The organism is Kribbella sp. NBC_01484, assembly GCF_036227145.1.
Taxonomy (GTDB): Bacteria; Actinomycetota; Actinomycetes; order Propionibacteriales; family Kribbellaceae; genus Kribbella.
This window is the reverse complement of the sequence record NZ_CP109437.1, coordinates 2519556-2536920: the sequence shown is the minus strand read 5'-3', so window position 1 is coordinate 2536920 and position 17365 is coordinate 2519556. Positions and strand designations below refer to the sequence as shown.

The window sequence follows — 17365 nt, the reverse complement described above, 5'->3', positions numbered from 1 at the left end:
CGCCTACGGCCAGCGATTGTCCGGCACAACTGGGGGCTTGCGGCAAGTCCCCCAGTGCGCTATAAGTTAGACATGGCAAGGAGAGACTTCTCCCTGCCTTTCTTCTTGTCACGATCAAGGGGACGAATCAGGTGGTCCAGCCCGCGGATCTCGCGCGGGACTTCGGGGTGCGGGCCGGCGTACTGCGGCCGCATCCGGGCGGGTACGAGAGTGACTGCTGGGTGGCGGACGACGCCTGGTTCGTCAAGCTCTGGAAGCAGCAGGGCCATCCCCGCGGACTGAGTGTGTTGCAGGAGCTGCAGGATCTCGGTCTACCGGTGCCGGCTCCGGTTCCGGCGCTGTCGGGTGCGCTCTACGCCATCCTGGATGGAAGGCCGTACGCCGTTTTCCCTTATATCCAAGGGCGTACGGCGAACCACGACGACTGGCGGGTCACAGCCCGGGCGCTCCGCCACGTCCATGACCTCGGTGATCGTCCGGACCTACCGCACGCCACCCTCGACGAGCCGGAGATTCGCGCGTTGGGTGAGCGGCTCGATCATCCCTGGATCGTCGAGCGGCGAGACGAAGTGGCTGCCGCGATTCATCGACTGGACGACACGATCGAGCGGGTGCGGTCGAGGGTGGTGCGCGAGGTCGTCTGTCATCGCGACTTCGGCGGCCTCAACCTGATCCTGGACGAGGGCAGCAACGTCGCGGCGATGCTCGACTGGGATCAGGCGGTCATCGGCCCGCGCGAGCACGACGTGTGGATCGCCGCCGAAGGACCGCACCTCGAACCGTTCCTCGCCGAGTACGGCGCTCGCGACCTCGACCTCGATCACCTCGAATATGCCCTCCTCGCCCGAGCCCTCCGCGACATGGCTGCCCGCGTTCTGGACGAGGTCGACCGCCCCGGAGTCACCACGTGGGGTTTCGATCGCATCGCCCGGCTGGACAACGACCTCGAGATCTTCCGTGCCCACTGCAGTGCGGGTTAGCGGGCTCATAGGATGCGGGTATGGGCGTGACTGTGGCGGTTGGGGAGCAGACGGCGTACTTGGCTCGAGTCGGGCACGCTGGGGTGTTGCTGTTGCCGATGATCACCGGGATCGGGGAACAGATCCGGGAGTGGGCCGACGAGTTGGCCGGGGAGGGGATCACGGCGCTGGTGTGGGATCCGTTCAAGGGGCGGAGCACCGACAACTCGACGCGGGAAGAGCTCAGCGGGCTGTTGCGGAAGATGGATGACGACACCGCGCTGGCCGAGCAGACCGAGTTGCTGGACTACCTGACCGGTGAGCTCGGGTGCAGCAAGGTCGGCGTGATCGGCTGGTGCCTGGGTGGTCGGTTCGCGTTCCTGCTCGGTGCGCGGGATCAGCGGCTGGCGAGTGTCGTCGCGTTCCACCCGACCGTGCCGTCGAAGCTGGCGCCGCATCACACGTACGACGCGATCGCGGAAGCCGCCGGGATCACCGCGCCGGTGCTGGTGAGCTACCCGAGCGCGGACACCGCCGTACCGAACGCCGACTTCGAGGCTCTCCAGACGATCCTGCAGGCTCGTCAGACCGGCGCGACGTTCACGCAGTACTTCCCCGGCGCGGCCCATGGCTTCTCGGACAAGTCGCGGCACGACAAGGTCGTCAACGCGGACGCGTTCCGGCTGGCGTGGCCGCAGGCGCTCGCGCTCATGCGGTCGACAGTCAGCTAACTGCGCACACGCGTTGAGGGTTCATGCCGCCTGGCGGTGAGCGGTCGGCGTCGTACCGCGGACCCGCTTGAAGGCGACGCTCAACGCGAACGCGTTCGCGTACCCGACCCGCCGGGCGATCGTGTCGACGGTGTCCCGCGTGGCCCGCAGCTGGTCGGCGGCCAGCGTGATGCGCCACCCGGTGAGGTAGCTCATCGGCGCCTCGCCGACGAGCGCGGTGAACCGGCGCGCCAGCGAGGCCCGTGACGCGCCCACCCGGTCGGCGAGCTCGGTGACGTTCCACGGGTACGCCGGATCCTCGTGCAGCAACCGCAATGCCGTGCCGGCGATCGGATCGGACTGCGCCTGGTACCACCCCGGCGCCTGTGACTCCGGCCGGTCGAACCACGCCCGCAGCGTCGTGATCAACGCCAGGTCGAGCCATCGATCCAGCACGCTCTGCTGCCCCGCCGCGTCCCGCTGGATCTCGCTCGACACCATGTCCATCACCGAGCCCGCGACGTCGGCGGCCGGTACGACGAGCACCGGCGGAAGCGCGGTGACGAGCCGGCGGCTGACGTCGCCCGCCACCTGATAGGTGCCGCTGGCAACCATCACGGCTCCCGACGCGCGGCTGCCGTACGTCCGCACCCCGAGCCGGGCGCTGTAGTCGACCGGTGCCCCAGGCAACGGTTCGCACACGCCGCCCGGGTGGATCCGCAACTGTGGCGCCGTCTCGACGCTGTCCCCGACGACGTACGGCGAGGGTCCGGTGAAGATCGCGACGTCACCCTCGGCCATCCGCACCGGCGGGATCCCGTCGCGGGTCACCCAGCCCGACCCGCGGACCAGGGTCGCCAGCGCGAGCGGTGCCTCGTCGCGGATCTCCACCGCCCACGGCGGATCCATGATCGTCAGGTTGAAGACGCCGTCCCGGGCGCGGGTCCCGGCCAGCAGGTCGTCGAGCACATCCATGGCCCAACCCTACCTTGGCTGAGCGTCTGGAACATTGAATTGCGGCAAACAACCATGGTTCGTCTCACCAGTTGCCGGTGGACTAGACACATGACAACAACACCGATTCTGATCCTGAGTGGTAAGGGCAAGACCGGCCGCCGCGTCGCCGCACAGCTCGACGCACGGGGCGTCCCGTTCCGGCTCGCGTCCCGGTCCAGCGAGCAGCGCTTCGACTGGTACGACGAGAGCACCTGGTCCGCGACGATCGCCGGCGCCGACACCGCGTACCTGGCACCTCCGGTCGGCCCGACCGGGCTGGCGCAGGCCGGCCGGTTCATCCAGCAAGCGGCCGCCGAAGGTCTTCGCCGGGTGGTCCTGCTGTCCGGCCGCGGCGTCGGCAGCCCCGGCCGCGACTTCGCCGTGTACGACGGCTCGCTCGATCTGGAGCACGCGGTCCAGGCGAGTGGCGCCGATTGGACCATCGTCCAACCGGCCTGGTTCGCGCAGGGGTTCAGCGAGGACTTCCTGCGGTACCACGTGCTCGCCGGTGAGATCCGATTGTCCGCCGGCACCGGAGCCGAGGCGTGGATCGACACCAACGACGTGGGAGACGTGATGACGGCGGCGCTGCTCGACGAGGCGTACACCGGCCAGGTCATCGCAATCTCGGGCCCGCGCCCGCTCACGATGGACGAGGTCGCCGATGCGCTCTCGACCGCAACCGGCCGACTGATCACGTACGCCGAGCTCGAGCCCGAGAAGCATGTCGGCGAGCTGGTCGAGCAAGGTCTCACTCAAGAGGACGCTGAGGCCGTCCGCGACCTGTTCGCCGTCATCCGCAACCACCGCTCCGAGTACGTCTCCGACGGAGTCCAGCAGGTCCTCGGCCGCCCGCCGCGCGACTTCGCGGACTGGGCCCGCGAGACCGCAACGACCGGAGTCTGGGCGGCGTAGCGGACGCCAGGCACTCATCAAATCGGGCACTCACCAAAGTGAGGCTCTTCTGTTGGATGTGTGGGCGAGGTGAGCGGGGTCGGTCGGTGTGCAAGCTCGACAGGATGTGTCGGTCGAGGGGTGCTGGCCAGCGTGGCATCCACGCCTGGCCGCGCCGGATCGGCCGGCGGCAGCGCTAACACGTCCTGTCGACCTTGCACACCCCCAGCCACCGTCGGCACCCCCGGGCTGCCGGGTGTGCTGGTTCGGGATAGGGGGTGATGTCCGGGTGGGCAGGGGCGGGAGGTGCCGGGGTTGGGCCGGGCGGTTCCGGCGGCCTTGCTCCGCGCCACCGGCACCGGTGTGCTGCGCGCCGAGGGATCGGTCCACGTCTGGTGCCCTGGGACAGCCCACCGGTCCGGTCCCAGCGCTCCGTGTCGCCGCGGACATGTCCCCGACCGACCCCGTTTGATGGGTTGACGTCCGAGATGGTGGGCGGAGTCCAGTGTTCGAAGCAACGGTTCATGCTGCTGCCGGGTTGGCGAGCAGTTCGGCCAGCGCTTGGGCTGGGGTTTTCAGGTTGAGTGTAGGGCGGGGGCGTTGGTTGAGGGTGGCGGCGATCCGGTCGAGGTCGGCGGCGGTGTGGATGGACAGCTCGCTGCCCTTGGTGAGCCAGAACCGCAGGAGCCGGTTGGTGTTTTCGTTGGTGCCGCGTTGCCAAGGGGAGTGGGGGTCGCAGAAGTAGACCGGCATGTCGAGGTCGAGCTGGATGCGCCGGTAGGCGGCTAGTTCGGTGCCGCGGTCCCAGGTCAGCGAGCGGCGCAGGTGGTCGGGCAGGGTCCGCATCTGGGCGATCATGGCCTCGGCGACGCTGTCGGCGTCGTGCTGTCCGGGCAGGTGCAACAAGATGGTGAACCGGGTGCTGCGCTCGACCAGGGTGCCGACCGCGGATGTGTTGGCGGCGCCGATGATCAGATCGCCTTCCCAGTGCCCGGGCACGGCACGGTCGGCGGCCTCGGCGGGGCGCTGGCTGATCCGGAACGCCTCCCGGTACGGGCCTGTGGACTGGCGCCGGCCGCCGCGGGGCTTGCGCGCCGAGCGGCGCAGGCTCAGCTGCCGGTGCAGGTCCTGGCGCAACTGGCCACGGGTCTGCACATACAACGCCTGGTAGATGGTTTCGTGCGACACACGAGCCATCTTCTCCTCGGCGCTGGCGCCGGGGTGATCGCGGCGCAGAACCGTCGCGATCAGGCCCGGGGACCAGCCGGCGTCCATCCAGTCGGTGATCCGGGCGCACAGCCCCGGATCGGCGGCCAGCTTGAACTCCTTGGGCCGTCGCCGCCGCTCATGCGCGCCACGGTGAGCCACCGGCGCCCAGTACGACCCGTCCGGGCCACGATTGCGGGCCACCTCCCGCCAGATCACCGACCTGTCCCGCCCGATCGCCTCCCCGATCCCGGCATACGACAACCCCTGCCGCAGCAACACCGCGATCACCGCCCGGTCCTCACTGCTCAACGCCCGCCGGCGCCGCGGCCGCTCACCGGCCGCCGCACCCGGGAACGAGGCCGGCGCACTGCCTACCAATCCACCAGCCCTACCCCGCCGCATCGATGGCTCCACAAGCCCCGATGCTCGCCACCACAACCTCCCCGCCTCCCACGACACGCCGGCCCCCACCGCAGCCGCCTGCAACGACTCCCCACCACACACCAGCGCGAAGAACCGCTCACGCACCTCATACGGATACGCCTTCGGCATCAAACAACACCTTCCAGTAGTCGTTGCTTCGACCACTGGAGTCCGCCGTGGGTTGGCGCCCCGGAATCCGGTACGCCAACCCACCACATGGGACGTCAACCCACCAAATGCGCCAGCGGGTCCTGCCAGCTGGGCGAGTTGACGAACCGCAGGCTCAGGCAGGCGGCCCGAGGGCAGTTGATGAGTGCTGGCGGTCCGCCTCCCCGCGCCTACTTGTCCGTGGGAAGGCGGATCAGCCGATCAGCGGTGCAAGGCCGTCGTCGTCGGTCAGGCGGCCGAGCGGAGCATCGACCGGATGCCGACGGTCAGTCCGGCGGCCGCGGTCACGATCGCGGCGACCCAGCCCCACAGCACCGCACTCGACAGCACCTCACCGGAGAACAGCGTCCGCTCGGCGTCGACGAGATAGGACAGCGGGTTGAACTTGGCCGTGATCCGCATCCACTCCGGCCCGGTCTCCAGCGGCAGCAGCATCCCGGACAGGATCATCAGCGGGAACAGGAACGTCTGCTGCACCATCCAGAACATCCAGTCCTGCTTGCGGACAGCGATCGCCAGCGCGTAGCTGAACGAACCCAGCCCGATCCCGAACACCGCGAGCAGCGCCAGCCCGACCAGCGCGCCACCGACATGCAGGTCGAACGCGAACGGCGTCATCACGGCGATCACGATCACCGCCTGGCCGAACAGCGGGACCATTTCCTTCAGCGCCCGGCCGATCAGCAGCGACGACCGCGCCAGCGGTGTGACCAGCATCCGCTCGTGCGCTCCGGTCTGGAACTCGAACAACAGGTTCGCGCCGGTGGCCGACGTACCGAACAGCGTCGTCATCACCAGGATCGCGGGCACGAACCACTGCCAGACCCCGCCGCCGAGCGAACCACCCATCGACCCGGACAGCAGCGGCCCGAACAGTGCGAGAAACACGAGTGGCTGGATCATGCCGAACAGCAAGGTGAACGGATCCCGGAGGACCGGCTTCAGTTCGCGCGTCATCACGATCCGGATGTCGCGCAGCAGGTTCCGCGACGGCTGCTCCGCGGTGACGGTCGGAGTGGTGGAAACAGTGAGGGTGCTCATCAGGCTGCCTTTCCATTCGAGTCTTCCCGCAAACTGCGGCCGGTCAGGTTGAGGAACACGTCGTCGAGGGTCGGGCGATGCACCTGCGCCGCCGCGACCGGTACGCCGGTCTGCTGAGCGGCCGTGATCAGCAAGGGAAGCGTCGCCGGACCGTCCGCGACCCGGACACTGAGCTCGTCGCCGACGGCAACCACCTCACGCGCCCCGGGCAACTTCTCCGCCATCGCGGCGAGCTGGGAAAGATTGTCGGGAGCAACAGTCAATGCGAGCCGATCACCGGCCAGCTTGGTCTTCAGGGCATCGGCGGTGTCGTCCGCGATCACCTGACCGTTGTCGACGACAACGACCCGCTCGGCCATCGAGTCGGCCTCGTCCAGGTAGTGGGTGGTCAGCACGATCGTCATCGCGTACTGCTCGCGCATCCGCAGGATGTGGTCCCACAGGTTCGCGCGGTTCTGCGGGTCGAGGCCGGTCGACGGCTCGTCCAGGAACAGCAGCGACGGCGCGTGTACCAGCCCCATCGCGACATCCAGCCGCCGCCGCTGCCCGCCGGACAGCTCCGACACCTTGCGGTTGACGAGCTCGGTCAGCTCGAGCGCCTCCACCAGCTCGGCGGTACGGCGCTTGGCCGCCCGCCGGTCGAGTCCGTAGATCACACCCTGGCCGACGAGCTCGTCGCCGACCCGTTGCGAGTGACCCGCGCCGTTGCCCTGACCGACGTACCCGATCCGGCGGCGGACCTGGCTGGGCTCTGCGGTCACGTCGTACCCGGCGACCGTCGCCGTACCGGACGTGGGGGTGATCAGGGTGGTGAGCATGCGCAGGGTGGTCGTCTTGCCGGCGCCGTTCGGGCCGAGAACGGCGACCAGTTCGCCGGGTTCGACGTCCAGGCTGATGCCGCGGACCGCGTGCACGGTCTCGGTACGGCTCACCACGAAGTCCCGGGTGAGCTCTCGCGTGCTGATCACGATGTCTCCTTCAGTCTTGGCTTGATGTCGGCGACATTTCCAGCAGAAGAGGACAGGTTCTGGCCGTTACTCGTGGCAATCTGAAGACATGTCCGAGACCTCAGCCAGACTCCTCTCGCTGCTGTCCTTGCTCCAGGCCCGCCGCGACTGGCCTGGTGCGCTGCTCGCCGAACGTCTCGAGGTCAGCCCGCGCACAGTTCGCCGCGACGTCGACCGGCTGCGCGACCTCGGCTATCCCGTGCGCGCGACCAAGGGACCGGACGGCGGCTACCGCCTCGACGCGGGGGCGGACCTGCCCCCGCTGCTGTTCGACGACGACCAGGCGATCGCCGTCGCGGTCGCCCTGCAGACCGCGACCACCACGGTCACCGGGATCGAGGAGGGTGCGTTGCGCGCGCTCGCCACGGTCCGCCAGGTGATGCCGGCGCGCCTGCGCCAACGGGTCGATGCACTACAGGTGACGACCGTCGATCGGTACGCCGACCGACGCCGTACGACGGTGGACTCGGACCAACTGATCGCGGTCGGGATGGCGGTCCGGGCGCATGAGGTACTGCGGTTCGACTACGCGTCACCGGGTGCCTCGGACGAGTGGATGCCGCCGCGGAAAGTCGAGCCGCATCACCTGGTGACGTGGGGTGGGCGGTGGTACCTGGTCGCGTGGGACCTGGATCGCAAGGACTGGCGGACGTTCCGGGTGGATCGGATGACGCCGAAGTCACCGAGCGGTCCGCGGTTCACTCCGCGTGAGCTGCCCGCGCCCGACGTCGCGACGTACATCTCATCGCGCTTCAAGGGGCAGGACCAGACGCCGTACCGCGGCGAGGCGATCCTGCAGGCGAAGGCGTCCGACATCGTCCAATGGGCCGGACGCGACGCGATCGTCGAGGAGATCACCCCGACGAGCTGCCGCCTGGTGCTCAGCGCGTGGTCCTGGACCGGACTGGCCGCGACCTTCGGGATGTTCGAGTGCGACCTGGAGTTCGTCGGTCCTCAGGAGCTCAAGGACGCCGCCGCCCAACTGGCCGCCCGCTACCAGGTAGCCGCGTCATGACGGCCGAACTGATCGTCGTGGACGCGGACGCGTGGCGGGTCTGGCTCGGCGAGCACCATCAGTCGTCGGATGGCGTCTGGCTGGTGCTCGCGAAGAAGAACGTGACCACGCCGACGAGCCTCACCTACGACCAGGCGCTGGAGGAGGCCTTGTGCCACGGCTGGATCGACGGCCGGCGCCGGAGCCGGGACGAGCAGACCTTCATCCAGCACTACACGCCACGGCGGTCGCGCAGCATGTGGTCGCAGCGGAACGTCGGCCTCGTCGCGCGCATGGAGACCGAAGGCCGGATGCTCCCGGCCGGTCGCGCCGAGGTCGAGCGGGCCAAGGCGGACGGGCGCTGGGACAAGGCGTACGGCGGCTCGGGCGCGCTGGAGATCCCGCCGGACCTGGCCGAGGCGCTGGCCGCGGTGCCGCGGGCGCAAGCGATGTTCGACATCCTCACCAGAGCCAACCGATTTGGAGTGGTCCACCGCGTAAACACCGCAAAGCGACCGGAGACCAGGTCAAAACGCATCACCCAGTTCGTCGACCTACTGTCCCGCGGCGAGACCATCTACCCACAGAAACGTACGCTCTGAGCTAGTTGGCCCGCGCCTTCCCGTTGCGTGACTAAGAGGTCAGTAAAGCACCGGGTTGAAGGGGGAGGAGATGGTGTCGCCGGGCTGGTTGCCGGGCATCCAGGCGGCGAGGTCGGCTTCCTGGGAGCGGTTGGTCGGCGGGGCGATCTCCATCGCGGCGTCGACGTAGATGATCGTCATCACCCGGCGCGGTATGTCGGTCTGGTTCGCCGGAGCGTGGTGGAAGGTCCAGCCGAGGTGGTAGCTCACCTCGCCCAGTTCGTACGGCTCGGAGATCTCCGGGAACTCCTGCTCGGCCAGCGTCTGCTGCAGGACCCGCTCGGACTCGTCGCTGATCGGCAAGTTGCGGCCGTGCTCGAAGACGTGACTGCCCGCGGCGAACGACAGCGGACCCATCTCCATCGGTGTCTCCTGCAACGGCACCCACACCGTCACGCACCGGTCCGTCGAGAACGGCCAGTAGTACTGATCCGCGTGCCACGGGGTGACGCCACCGCCGGACTCCTTGTAGAGCGCCTGGTCGTGGTACAGCCGGACCGACTGCACTCCGAGCAACTGCGCCGCGATCCGGGCCAGCCGCGGCGACGAGACGAATTCCAGGACCCGCTCACTGTCCTGCCACAGGTTCGTCACCTGCAGGAACGCCTTCCCGTAGGTATCGCGTTCCTCCAGCGGCAGATCCTGAGTGTTCAGCTCGATCACCTTGCCGGTGATCTCCGGCTCGTACGCCGCGATCGTGTCCGGGCTGAGCACGTTCCTCAGCTTGACGAATCCGTGCTCGGCGAAGTGCGCGATGTCGGACCGGCTGAGCGTGTAGTCGGTCTCGAGCTCTGGGCGGGTCAGAGTCATGGGACCTAAGCGTTCCGGTGCGCTTTATCGATGTAAAGATCAGTGATCAAATCTTTGCTCGAATCAGTGAACTGATTCAGCGCGGCCCGGCGAACCGGTCCAGTGCCTCGAGGATCAGGTCTCGCGTGCCGAGTCCGCCCGCGCCGTGACCCTCCTGCTCGACCAGGTGCAGCTCGGCATCCGGCCAGGCCTGGGCCATCCGCCAGGCGATGTCCGGCGGGCTGCTGATATCGAGCCGGCCGTGGATCAGCACACCTGGAATGCCGGCCAGCTTGCCGGCCTCGTGCACCAGCACGTCCTCCTCCAGCCAGGCGGCGTGACCCCAGTAGTGAGTGACGAGCCGGGCCATCCGCAGCCGGAAGACGGGATCGTCGTACCGGGAGTCCGGCCGCCAGCCCGGATGAGTGCGGACGTGGGTGTCCTCCCAGTCGCACCAGTCGCGCGCGGCCTTGTCGCGGACCGCGGGATCCGGGTCGTGCAGCAGCCGGCTGTAGGCCAGCGCGAGGTTCCCGTCCCGCTGGTCTTCCGGTACGCCGTCGCGGAAGCGGGCCCACTCTTCGGGAAAGATCCGGCCCATCTCCCGGGTGATCCAGTCGACCTCGCGGCGGGTCGTGTTGGTGACGCTGAACAGCACGATCTCCGACACCGAGTCCGGGTGTTGTTCGGCGTACGCGAGTCCGAGCGTCGCACCCCAGGACGCGCCGAGCAGCAGCCACTTCTCGATCTCGAGGTGGTGCCGGAGTTGCTCGAGGTCCCCGATCAGGTGGGCGGTGGTGTTGGTGCTGAGGTCCACGTCCGGCTCGGCGGCGTCCGGCGTACTGCGGCCGCAGTTGCGCTGGTCCATCAGGACGACCTTGTACTTGGCGGGATCGAAGTACCGGCGCCACCACGCGCCGGCGCCGGAGCCCGGACCACCGTGGATCACCACCGCGGGCTTACCGTCCGGATTGCCGCAGACCTCCCAGTAGACGCGATGCCCGTCGCCGACGTCGAGCAGGCCGTGGTCGTACGGCTCGGTCTCCGGATACATGCGGACGCTCCTCGGATCTAACAGTACTGTTAGATTAAATGTAACAGTCCTGTCAGATTGAGATGATGCCGGTGTAGGTCAAGGCGAAAGTGCCGCAGGGGAAGAGGAAGAGCGCCGCGAGCACGATGATCCCCCGGAAGGACTGACGCGGGCCGATCAGTTTGCCGTACGCCGCGATCAGGACCGGGACCATCACGACCTCCAGGGCCAGCATGCTGCGCGGGATGATCGTGCCGGTCGCGGCCAGGACGACCGAGAGTGCGGCCGCCGCGATCCAGGCGCCGTACCCGATCAGGTACGTCGTCCGCGCGCCGAAGCGAACCGCGATCGTGTGGTAGCCGGCGGCGCGGTCCGCCTCGAGGTCGGCGAGGGTTGTCGGGAGGTAGAGGCCGACCGCGGCGAGGGTGCCCTGCAAGCCCATCAGCCAGGGAAAGCCGCTCAGGTCCGGGTTGATCGCGGCCCAGCCGGCCAGCGGTCCGAAGGCGCCGAGGGCGAGCGCGTTGACGGCGACGTCGAAGCCGGCGCGGGTCTTCAGGCGGACCGGCGGGACGCTGTAGGCGTACCCGAGCAGGACGGCGAGCAGTACGCCGAGTGCGAACACGATCCCGACATGCAGACTCAGTCCGACGGCCGCGACCGCGGCGGCGAAGGCGAGGCGCTTCGCCGCGCGCAACGTGATGCGGCCGTCGAGGAGTGGTGACTTCGCCTTGCGGGGGTTGAGCCGGTCGCTCGGCAGGTCGTACGCGTCATTGACCGCGAGCACCGCCAGCCAGACCAGCGGTCCCATCACGACGGCGCCGACAATCAACCGTGGCCACTCGTCGAGCGGCGGCACCAGCCGATGCGTCGCCAGCAGAATCCCCACGTAATAAGGCACGATCGAAACAACCCAGAACGCCGGCCGCCCGACCGCCACCACATCCCGAACCCGCGGCCCCGCGCGCCGAACCCCCACCACCGTGGTCACAACCCCACTCTCCTCCCGCCACGGCTCGCCGTCCTCCACCCACCGAGTGACCCCCCTCACTCTCCCGACTGAATGTGGTCAACCCCACGCGCCTGTCGGGTCAGGTGGTCACGTACGCGAGCGAACCCTTCTCCAGGGCTACCCAGACTGAACCGTCTGTGTCGATTGCTAGGCCGTGGGGTTCGGAGCCTTCGCCTAGGTTGAACTGGGCGATGATGTTGCCGTTGGCATCCAATCGGACCAGGGCGGCTGCGGCCCACAACGTGATCCAGCAGCCGCCGTCGTCCGTCGCGACCACCGCGTGGGGCTTGGAGCCCGCCGGCAGCGGGAACTCCTCGATCTTCCCGTCCGGTGTGATGCGGCCGGCCTGATCCGCGAGGATCTCCACGAACCACACGCCCTGGGGTCCGGAGCTGACGCCGACCGGGCCGGCACCTTCGGTTGGCAGGGGATAGGTGGTGGCCTCGCCACTCGTACTCATCCGGCCGATCGCGTTGGCCTGGTTGAGGGTGAACCACAGCTCGTCATCGGTCGCGGTGATCATCGCCGGGAACGCGCCTGAGGTCCCGATCGCATACGTCGACACCTCGCCGTCGACTGTCACGCGCCCGATCTGGTCGACGTTCATCAGCGTGCACCACAGGGCCCCGTCCGGTCCCACGCAAAGCCCGTACGGCGCTCCCGCGACGGCGACCGCGGACACGGCGCCGTCGTACCCGATCCGCCCGAGGTGATCATCACCATTACGCGTGAACCAGACGGCGTCGTCCGGCCCAGGCACGATCAGACTCGGCCGAGACCCAGGCGCACCAAGCTCGAACCGCGCCTCCCTCGCGGCGGGCATACCGGCGCCCGTGCGGTCATCGTCCGCGGCCGGCTCGCCGCCGCGTTGGAGCCTCGCGATTTGGCCCGTGTGCACGAGGGTTGTCCAGAGCGCGTCGGCGGTGACGGCGACGGCGTACGGGCCGTCGGACGGACCGGCGATGGTGTGTTCAGTGATTGGCAAGGGAGGTCTCCTTCGGGGCGAGGGTGGTTCCGTGCCGGCGGGAGATGAAGTGGCGGTCGTGCGTGACCACGACGAGCGCGCCGGCGTACCGGTCGAGGTGGCGACCGGAGGGTGTCGTCCGGGGGCGCGGCTCGGACCTGTCCCATAGGACGTGGGGTCGTCGTGCAGGGACAGCTGAGTAGACATGGGGATCCTCCTGACTCGCGCGGGTTCGGGTGCTGCGAACGGCGGGTCAGAAGATCACGTGCTGCCTCCATTAATGCGACGATTGTTGCGTTAAGATCATGCCATGACGGATGCCGAACCTGCAAGCAGGCCGGGTGGACGCACCGCGCGGGTGCGCGCCGACGTGCTCGCCGCGGTCGAGGCCGAGCTGGCCGAACAGGGGTACGACGGCCTCACGATCGACGCGGTCGCGGCCCGTTCCAGCGTTCACCGGACCACCGTGTACCGCCGTTGGAAGACCGTCGCCGGGCTCCTCGTCGACCTGCTCCAGGCCGGACTCGACGACACCTGGGAGCCCGCCGACACCGGCTCACTCGAGGGCGACCTGATCAGCCTCAACCGCGAGGTGTACGCCGCGCTCGCTGCCCGCCCGTCCGTCACCCAGGCCGTCATCGCGGCCTCCTTCCGCACCCCGGAAGCCGCCGAGGCCCTGACCGCGTTCTGGTCCGACCGCTACACCCGCAGCGAAGCCGTCGTACGCCGAGCGATCGCCCGCGGCGAGCTGCCCTCCACAACCAACGCCCATCAACTCCTGATGACCGCAACCGGCCCCCTGTACCACCAGCTTGTTCTCCTCCGTCAACCCATGCCCCGAGCAACCGCCGACCACTACGCGAGAGCCGCCGCCGCGGTCGGTATGTCCGGACTAGGCTCCAGGCACGCCTAGGCTGAGGAGACTGTTTTGACTGGACGGTTGGCGAACGAAATTGTGTTGGTGACGGGGGCCGCGCGGGGGATCGGTCGGGCGGTGGCGGTGAAGGCTGCGGAGGAAGGCGCCGCGGTGGCGTTGGTCGACATACTGGCCGATCAGCTGACCGCGACCACCGCGGAGCTTGCCGAAACCGGTGCAAGGGTGGTGGCGGCGGTCGGTGACATCACCGATGAGGTGTCGGTCCGCCAGGCGGTGGGCAAGTTGACGGACGACCTCGGGAAGCCGGTCACCGTGCTGGTCAACAACGCCGGCAAGAACGCGTACGCCGACGCGACCAAGATGTCCGTGGCCGAGTGGGACAGTGTGTTCGACGTCGACCTGAAGGGCGCCTGGCTGATGGCGCGTCAGGTGCTCCCGCCGATGATCGAGGGCCGGCACGGCTCGATCGTCAACATCGCGTCGATCCACTCCAGCCTGACCACCGCCGGGATGTTCCCGTACGCCGCGGCCAAGTCCGGCCTGGTCGGGATGACCCGGTCGCTGGCCCTGGACGTTGCCCCACACAACGTTCGCGTCAACGCCGTCAGCCCCGGCTACATCGGCACCGATCTCCTGGAGGAGTTCTTCGACACGATCCCCGGCGAACGCGAGAAGGCGCTCGGCGTCCATCCGCTCGGCCGGATCGGCACCCCGGAGAACGTGGCCGAGGTCGTCTGCTTCCTCGCCTCCGAAGCGGCCGCCTTCGTCACCGGCGCCAACTGGTCCGTAGACGGCGGCCTCGGCATCCGCTACGCCTAGCCGACGACCCTAGTCCGCGTCAGAGCAGCTCTCCAAGCATCGTGACGGCCTCATCCATGCCGTATCGCTCGCGCAACACCAGCAGGAGGTCGTCAACAGACTCTGGCGGATAGCGTCTACGAGCAGACATCCTGCTCACGGCTCGGAGGGCCCGCTCCGGGCTCACCGACACGGCATCGGCAGCGAACTCTCGCGACGCCACTACCTGGATCCCGCGGGGTAGGCACCGTTCGGGGAAGTCCTTCAGGTTCTCGGTGACGATCGCCCCGGCACCGCCGGCCAGCGCGGCCGCGACGACGTGCTCATCCGCGAAATCTGGAAGGCCGAAGGTTCCTTCGTACGGTTCCCAGTGCGGGATCTCGGCGTCGTCGAAGGCGAGGCGCATCTGCTCGATCAAGCGGGCCGATTGCGCCTCGGCCTTCGCCGGTGGAACGGATCGCGCGAGGAGCTTCCGTAGATTCGTGTAGCGCAACTCCTCGAGGATCGCGCTGCTCCACAAGGGCCGATACAGGTTCTCCACCGCGAGTGAGAGCAGGAAGTCGCGTTGGGTGCTGGGCCAGAGGACCGAGGTGTCGAGGACTGCGCTGAACACTCCGGCGGCTCTCAGCTGGTGTGGCCGCGGCGCCGGTCGGCGAGCTCTTGGCGAATGGCTCGGAGCTGTTCCTGTACGGCGACTGGGTCGTCCTCAGCGTCGAGTTCGACACCGGTGGCGGCGATGGCGTCGTACTGACGCTGGCGACGGCGCTCCCGGTAATCGAGCAACTCGCGCAGCAGGACCTTCCGCCTGGTGCCGATCCGCTCCGCCGGCAGGTCACCCTGATCGATCAGCCTGACCACCGTCGGGCGGCTGACACCGAGAAGGTCGGCCGCCTGCTGTGTGGTCAGCTTCGAACTCTGTGGTGCGACGGTGACCGCGTGGCCGGCCTTCAAAGCCTCGACCACTTGCAGGAGAACCATGTGCAGCGCCTCCGGGACCTCGACCTGATCGCCTTCCTGCGCGCCGGCGAGGAAGTACCGCGGCTCCGGCGACGAGCCCCGTCGGCTCTGGTGTGCCTCGAGAAAGCTGGCGACGGTGGCTAGTTGCTCCGGCTGGTCGGGCAGGTAGGTCTGCTGCTCCAGCGCCTCGGCGGTCATCACCCTCCCGCGAACGAAAAGAAATCGTGTTCGTAACGTTCGAATAATAGCCCGTTAGCCGACCACTGCACAACCAGCGGGCGATCAGCCGGGTGGGCCTGGGTTGTAGGCGCAGGCTGAGGTCAGGTCGGCTGCGTTGGTGGTCGGCTTCGTAGTGGTCGGCTTCGTGGTGGTGGTGTGCCGGGGTGTGGTGGGAGTGCTGCGGGGTTTGGCGGACGGGTTGAGGGCTTGCTGGATGATGGTGCGCATGCTGGCGTAGTTGGGGTTGCGGCCGTTGGGGTAGTTCTTCTTCTTGTCGAGGTCGATGTTGGTGATCTTGGCGGTCTTGACCCGTTGGCCGAGGGTGACGAAGGCGCCGAGCAGGTTCTGTGGGATGTCGGTGCGGATCAGTTGCTCGCCGGCCTTGGCGATGGCCTCGTAGTTGGAGAGGACGTTCTGCGGGGTGGCCCGTTCGACGATCGCCTTGACCGTGCAGCGCTGGCGGGCCTGCCGGGCGAGGTCCGCGGTCGGCACCATGTAACGGCCGCGGGCGAACCACAGCGCGTCGGACCCGTTCAGCTTCCGGTTCGGGCCTGGCTGCAGGTACCGGCTGGCGGGGATCTTCTTGTCGTCGTTGCCGCCGACCGGGACCGGGTAGTTGATGTTCACCGTGATCCCGCCGAGCGCCTCCACCAACTGCGCGAACCCGGCCAGGTTGATCTGCACGTAGTAGTGCAGTTTCAGCCCGAGCGCTTCGCCGACCGAGAGTTTCAGGATGTCGGCGCCCTCGTTGTCCGACGGCCCGATGATGCCGTGGTGCTTGGCCGGGATCATCCGGTACATCGCGTCGAGGTAGTAGTCCGGCTGATCCTTGTCGCCCTTGGCCGGATCCCAGAACCCGGTCGGGTAGATCTTGTGCAGCGGCGAGTCGGCCGGGAACGGCATCCGCATCCAGTTCCGGGTCAGCGAGATCAGCGCGGTGTCCCCGGTCTTCGTGTCGATGCTCGCGACCATCACCGTGTCGGTGCGCGTCCCCTGCCGGTCCTCACCGTCGTCCGCGCCGAGCAGCAGCACGTTCACCCGCGGCAGTTGCTGCCAGACGTCGTCGCGAGCGATGATCGTCGGCCGGGTCTGACTCTTCGACTCCTTGCCGGAGAACACCTTCTGGACCAGGCTGCGCTGCGCCATCAGCGTGTCCGCGCCCATCGCCGTACTCGCGACCATCCCGAAGCACACCAGCCCGATCACCAGCGAGCCGAGCACCCGTGACCCCGGTCCGACGGTCAGTGGGCGCAACATCTTGTACGACGTGACGAGTACGACGACCCACACGAGGGCGAGCGCGCCCAGTCCCGCGACCATCCACAGCAGCAGCCCGGGATCCAGTGCCCATGTGATCACGTCGTCCCGTCGTCGCAGCCCGACGTACGCCGCTCCGCCGTAGAGCGCGATGCTGAGCGTCGTCAGCAGGGTGCCGAGCCGGATCCGGCGGGCGACCAGGTACGCCGTACCGGGCAGGAGTGCACCGAGGATGGCGACCGCCAGCGCGGCGAGGGCGGACCGTTGCCGAGGCTTCGCCCTCCGGGCGCGTCCGGGTGAGGCACGGCGGGCTCTGCTACTCGACGACATGGTCTCCCTCGACGGCCGACGACAAGACAGTGGACGCGTCCCCGGTGCGCGTCCACTACCTACGATTCACTGACGCGGCAAAAAGTTGGCATG

The 17365-nt window shown here is 68.3% G+C and carries 18 protein-coding genes; 7 read left to right on the top strand and 11 right to left on the bottom strand.

The annotated features are described in order from the left end of the window. Window positions 1-131 precede the first annotated feature (131 nt). Together OG555_RS12510 and OG555_RS12505 are read left to right on the top strand one after the other, a co-directional pair. Window positions 132-980: a phosphotransferase enzyme family protein gene (locus tag OG555_RS12510; RefSeq protein ID WP_329483010.1), complete on the top strand. Its 849-nt coding sequence runs from the start codon at window positions 132-134 to the stop codon at window positions 978-980. Window positions 981-1000: 20 nt separating this feature from the next. Continuing rightward, window positions 1001-1690 (top strand): dienelactone hydrolase family protein, encoded by a 690-nt coding sequence (locus tag OG555_RS12505; RefSeq protein ID WP_329483009.1) that lies wholly within the window; start codon window positions 1001-1003, stop codon window positions 1688-1690. Between the two features lie 21 nt (window positions 1691-1711). On the opposite strand, the gene OG555_RS12500 is transcribed toward OG555_RS12505, so the two are convergent. Further along, window positions 1712-2644 (bottom strand): AraC family transcriptional regulator, encoded by a 933-nt coding sequence (locus tag OG555_RS12500; protein WP_329483008.1) that lies wholly within the window; start codon window positions 2642-2644, stop codon window positions 1712-1714. Window positions 2645-2734: 90 nt separating this feature from the next. Here OG555_RS12500 and OG555_RS12495 point away from each other — a divergent pair, with 90 nt between their 5' ends. Next, the gene (locus OG555_RS12495) at window positions 2735-3580 is read left to right on the top strand and encodes an NAD(P)H-binding protein (RefSeq protein ID WP_329483007.1); all 846 of its coding nucleotides are present in this window, start codon (window positions 2735-2737) and stop codon (window positions 3578-3580) included. 501 nt (window positions 3581-4081) lie between these two features. Here the strand turns inward: OG555_RS12495 and OG555_RS12490 are convergent. From OG555_RS12490 to OG555_RS12480, 3 genes are all read right to left on the bottom strand, one after another. After that, window positions 4082-5320 carry an IS30 family transposase gene (locus OG555_RS12490; protein ID WP_329483005.1) on the bottom strand — a complete coding sequence of 413 codons (1239 nt, stop codon included), beginning with the start codon at window positions 5318-5320 and terminating at the stop codon, window positions 4082-4084. 267 nt (window positions 5321-5587) lie between these two features. Continuing rightward, the gene (locus tag OG555_RS12485; protein WP_329483004.1) at window positions 5588-6400 is read right to left on the bottom strand and encodes an ABC transporter permease; all 813 of its coding nucleotides are present in this window, start codon (window positions 6398-6400) and stop codon (window positions 5588-5590) included. After that, window positions 6400-7368 carry an ATP-binding cassette domain-containing protein gene (locus OG555_RS12480; protein WP_329483003.1) on the bottom strand — a complete coding sequence of 323 codons (969 nt, stop codon included), beginning with the start codon at window positions 7366-7368 and terminating at the stop codon, window positions 6400-6402. The genes OG555_RS12485 and OG555_RS12480 overlap by 1 nt, the downstream gene beginning before the upstream one ends. 88 nt (window positions 7369-7456) lie before the next feature. Between OG555_RS12480 and OG555_RS12475 the strand changes: the two genes are divergently transcribed. Beyond that, on the top strand, window positions 7457-8422 hold the full coding sequence (locus OG555_RS12475) for a helix-turn-helix transcriptional regulator (RefSeq protein ID WP_329483002.1): 966 nt from the start codon (window positions 7457-7459) through the stop codon (window positions 8420-8422). Further along, complete coding sequence (locus OG555_RS12470) at window positions 8419-9003, top strand: YdeI/OmpD-associated family protein (RefSeq protein ID WP_329483001.1); 585 nt, start codon at window positions 8419-8421, stop codon at window positions 9001-9003. Before OG555_RS12475 ends, OG555_RS12470 begins: the two co-directional genes overlap by 4 nt. Before the next feature lie 39 nt (window positions 9004-9042). Here the strand turns inward: OG555_RS12470 and OG555_RS12465 are convergent, their stop codons facing one another. The 4 genes from OG555_RS12465 to OG555_RS12450 form a co-directional block, all read right to left on the bottom strand. Then, window positions 9043-9852 carry a phytanoyl-CoA dioxygenase family protein gene (locus OG555_RS12465; RefSeq protein WP_329482999.1) on the bottom strand — a complete coding sequence of 270 codons (810 nt, stop codon included), beginning with the start codon at window positions 9850-9852 and terminating at the stop codon, window positions 9043-9045. A gap of 76 nt (window positions 9853-9928) precedes the next feature. Further along, window positions 9929-10882, bottom strand: a complete 954-nt coding sequence (gene pip / locus OG555_RS12460) for a prolyl aminopeptidase (RefSeq protein WP_329482998.1) — start codon at window positions 10880-10882, stop codon at window positions 9929-9931. A 52-nt stretch (window positions 10883-10934) separates the two neighbouring features. Further along, window positions 10935-11849 carry a UbiA prenyltransferase family protein gene (locus OG555_RS12455; protein WP_329482997.1) on the bottom strand — a complete coding sequence of 305 codons (915 nt, stop codon included), beginning with the start codon at window positions 11847-11849 and terminating at the stop codon, window positions 10935-10937. Window positions 11850-11949: 100 nt separating this feature from the next. Next, the gene (locus OG555_RS12450; protein WP_329482996.1) at window positions 11950-12855 is read right to left on the bottom strand and encodes a Vgb family protein; all 906 of its coding nucleotides are present in this window, start codon (window positions 12853-12855) and stop codon (window positions 11950-11952) included. Window positions 12856-13144: 289 nt separating this feature from the next. Here OG555_RS12450 and OG555_RS12445 point away from each other — a divergent pair, with 289 nt between their 5' ends. Together OG555_RS12445 and OG555_RS12440 are read left to right on the top strand one after the other, a co-directional pair. Beyond that, window positions 13145-13747: a TetR/AcrR family transcriptional regulator gene (locus OG555_RS12445; RefSeq protein ID WP_329482995.1), complete on the top strand. Its 603-nt coding sequence runs from the start codon at window positions 13145-13147 to the stop codon at window positions 13745-13747. Window positions 13748-13795: 48 nt separating this feature from the next. Next, complete coding sequence (locus tag OG555_RS12440; RefSeq protein WP_329482994.1) at window positions 13796-14530, top strand: SDR family NAD(P)-dependent oxidoreductase; 735 nt, start codon at window positions 13796-13798, stop codon at window positions 14528-14530. A gap of 19 nt (window positions 14531-14549) precedes the next feature. On the opposite strand, the gene OG555_RS12435 is transcribed toward OG555_RS12440, so the two are convergent. The 3 genes from OG555_RS12435 to OG555_RS12425 form a co-directional block, all read right to left on the bottom strand. Beyond that, window positions 14550-15122, bottom strand: a complete 573-nt coding sequence (locus OG555_RS12435) for a PIN domain-containing protein (RefSeq protein WP_329482993.1) — start codon at window positions 15120-15122, stop codon at window positions 14550-14552. 11 nt (window positions 15123-15133) lie between these two features. Next, window positions 15134-15664: a helix-turn-helix domain-containing protein gene (locus OG555_RS12430; RefSeq protein WP_329482992.1), complete on the bottom strand. Its 531-nt coding sequence runs from the start codon at window positions 15662-15664 to the stop codon at window positions 15134-15136. An 84-nt stretch (window positions 15665-15748) separates the two neighbouring features. Further along, window positions 15749-17272 carry an LCP family protein gene (locus OG555_RS12425; protein ID WP_329482991.1) on the bottom strand — a complete coding sequence of 508 codons (1524 nt, stop codon included), beginning with the start codon at window positions 17270-17272 and terminating at the stop codon, window positions 15749-15751. Window positions 17273-17365 lie beyond the last annotated feature (93 nt).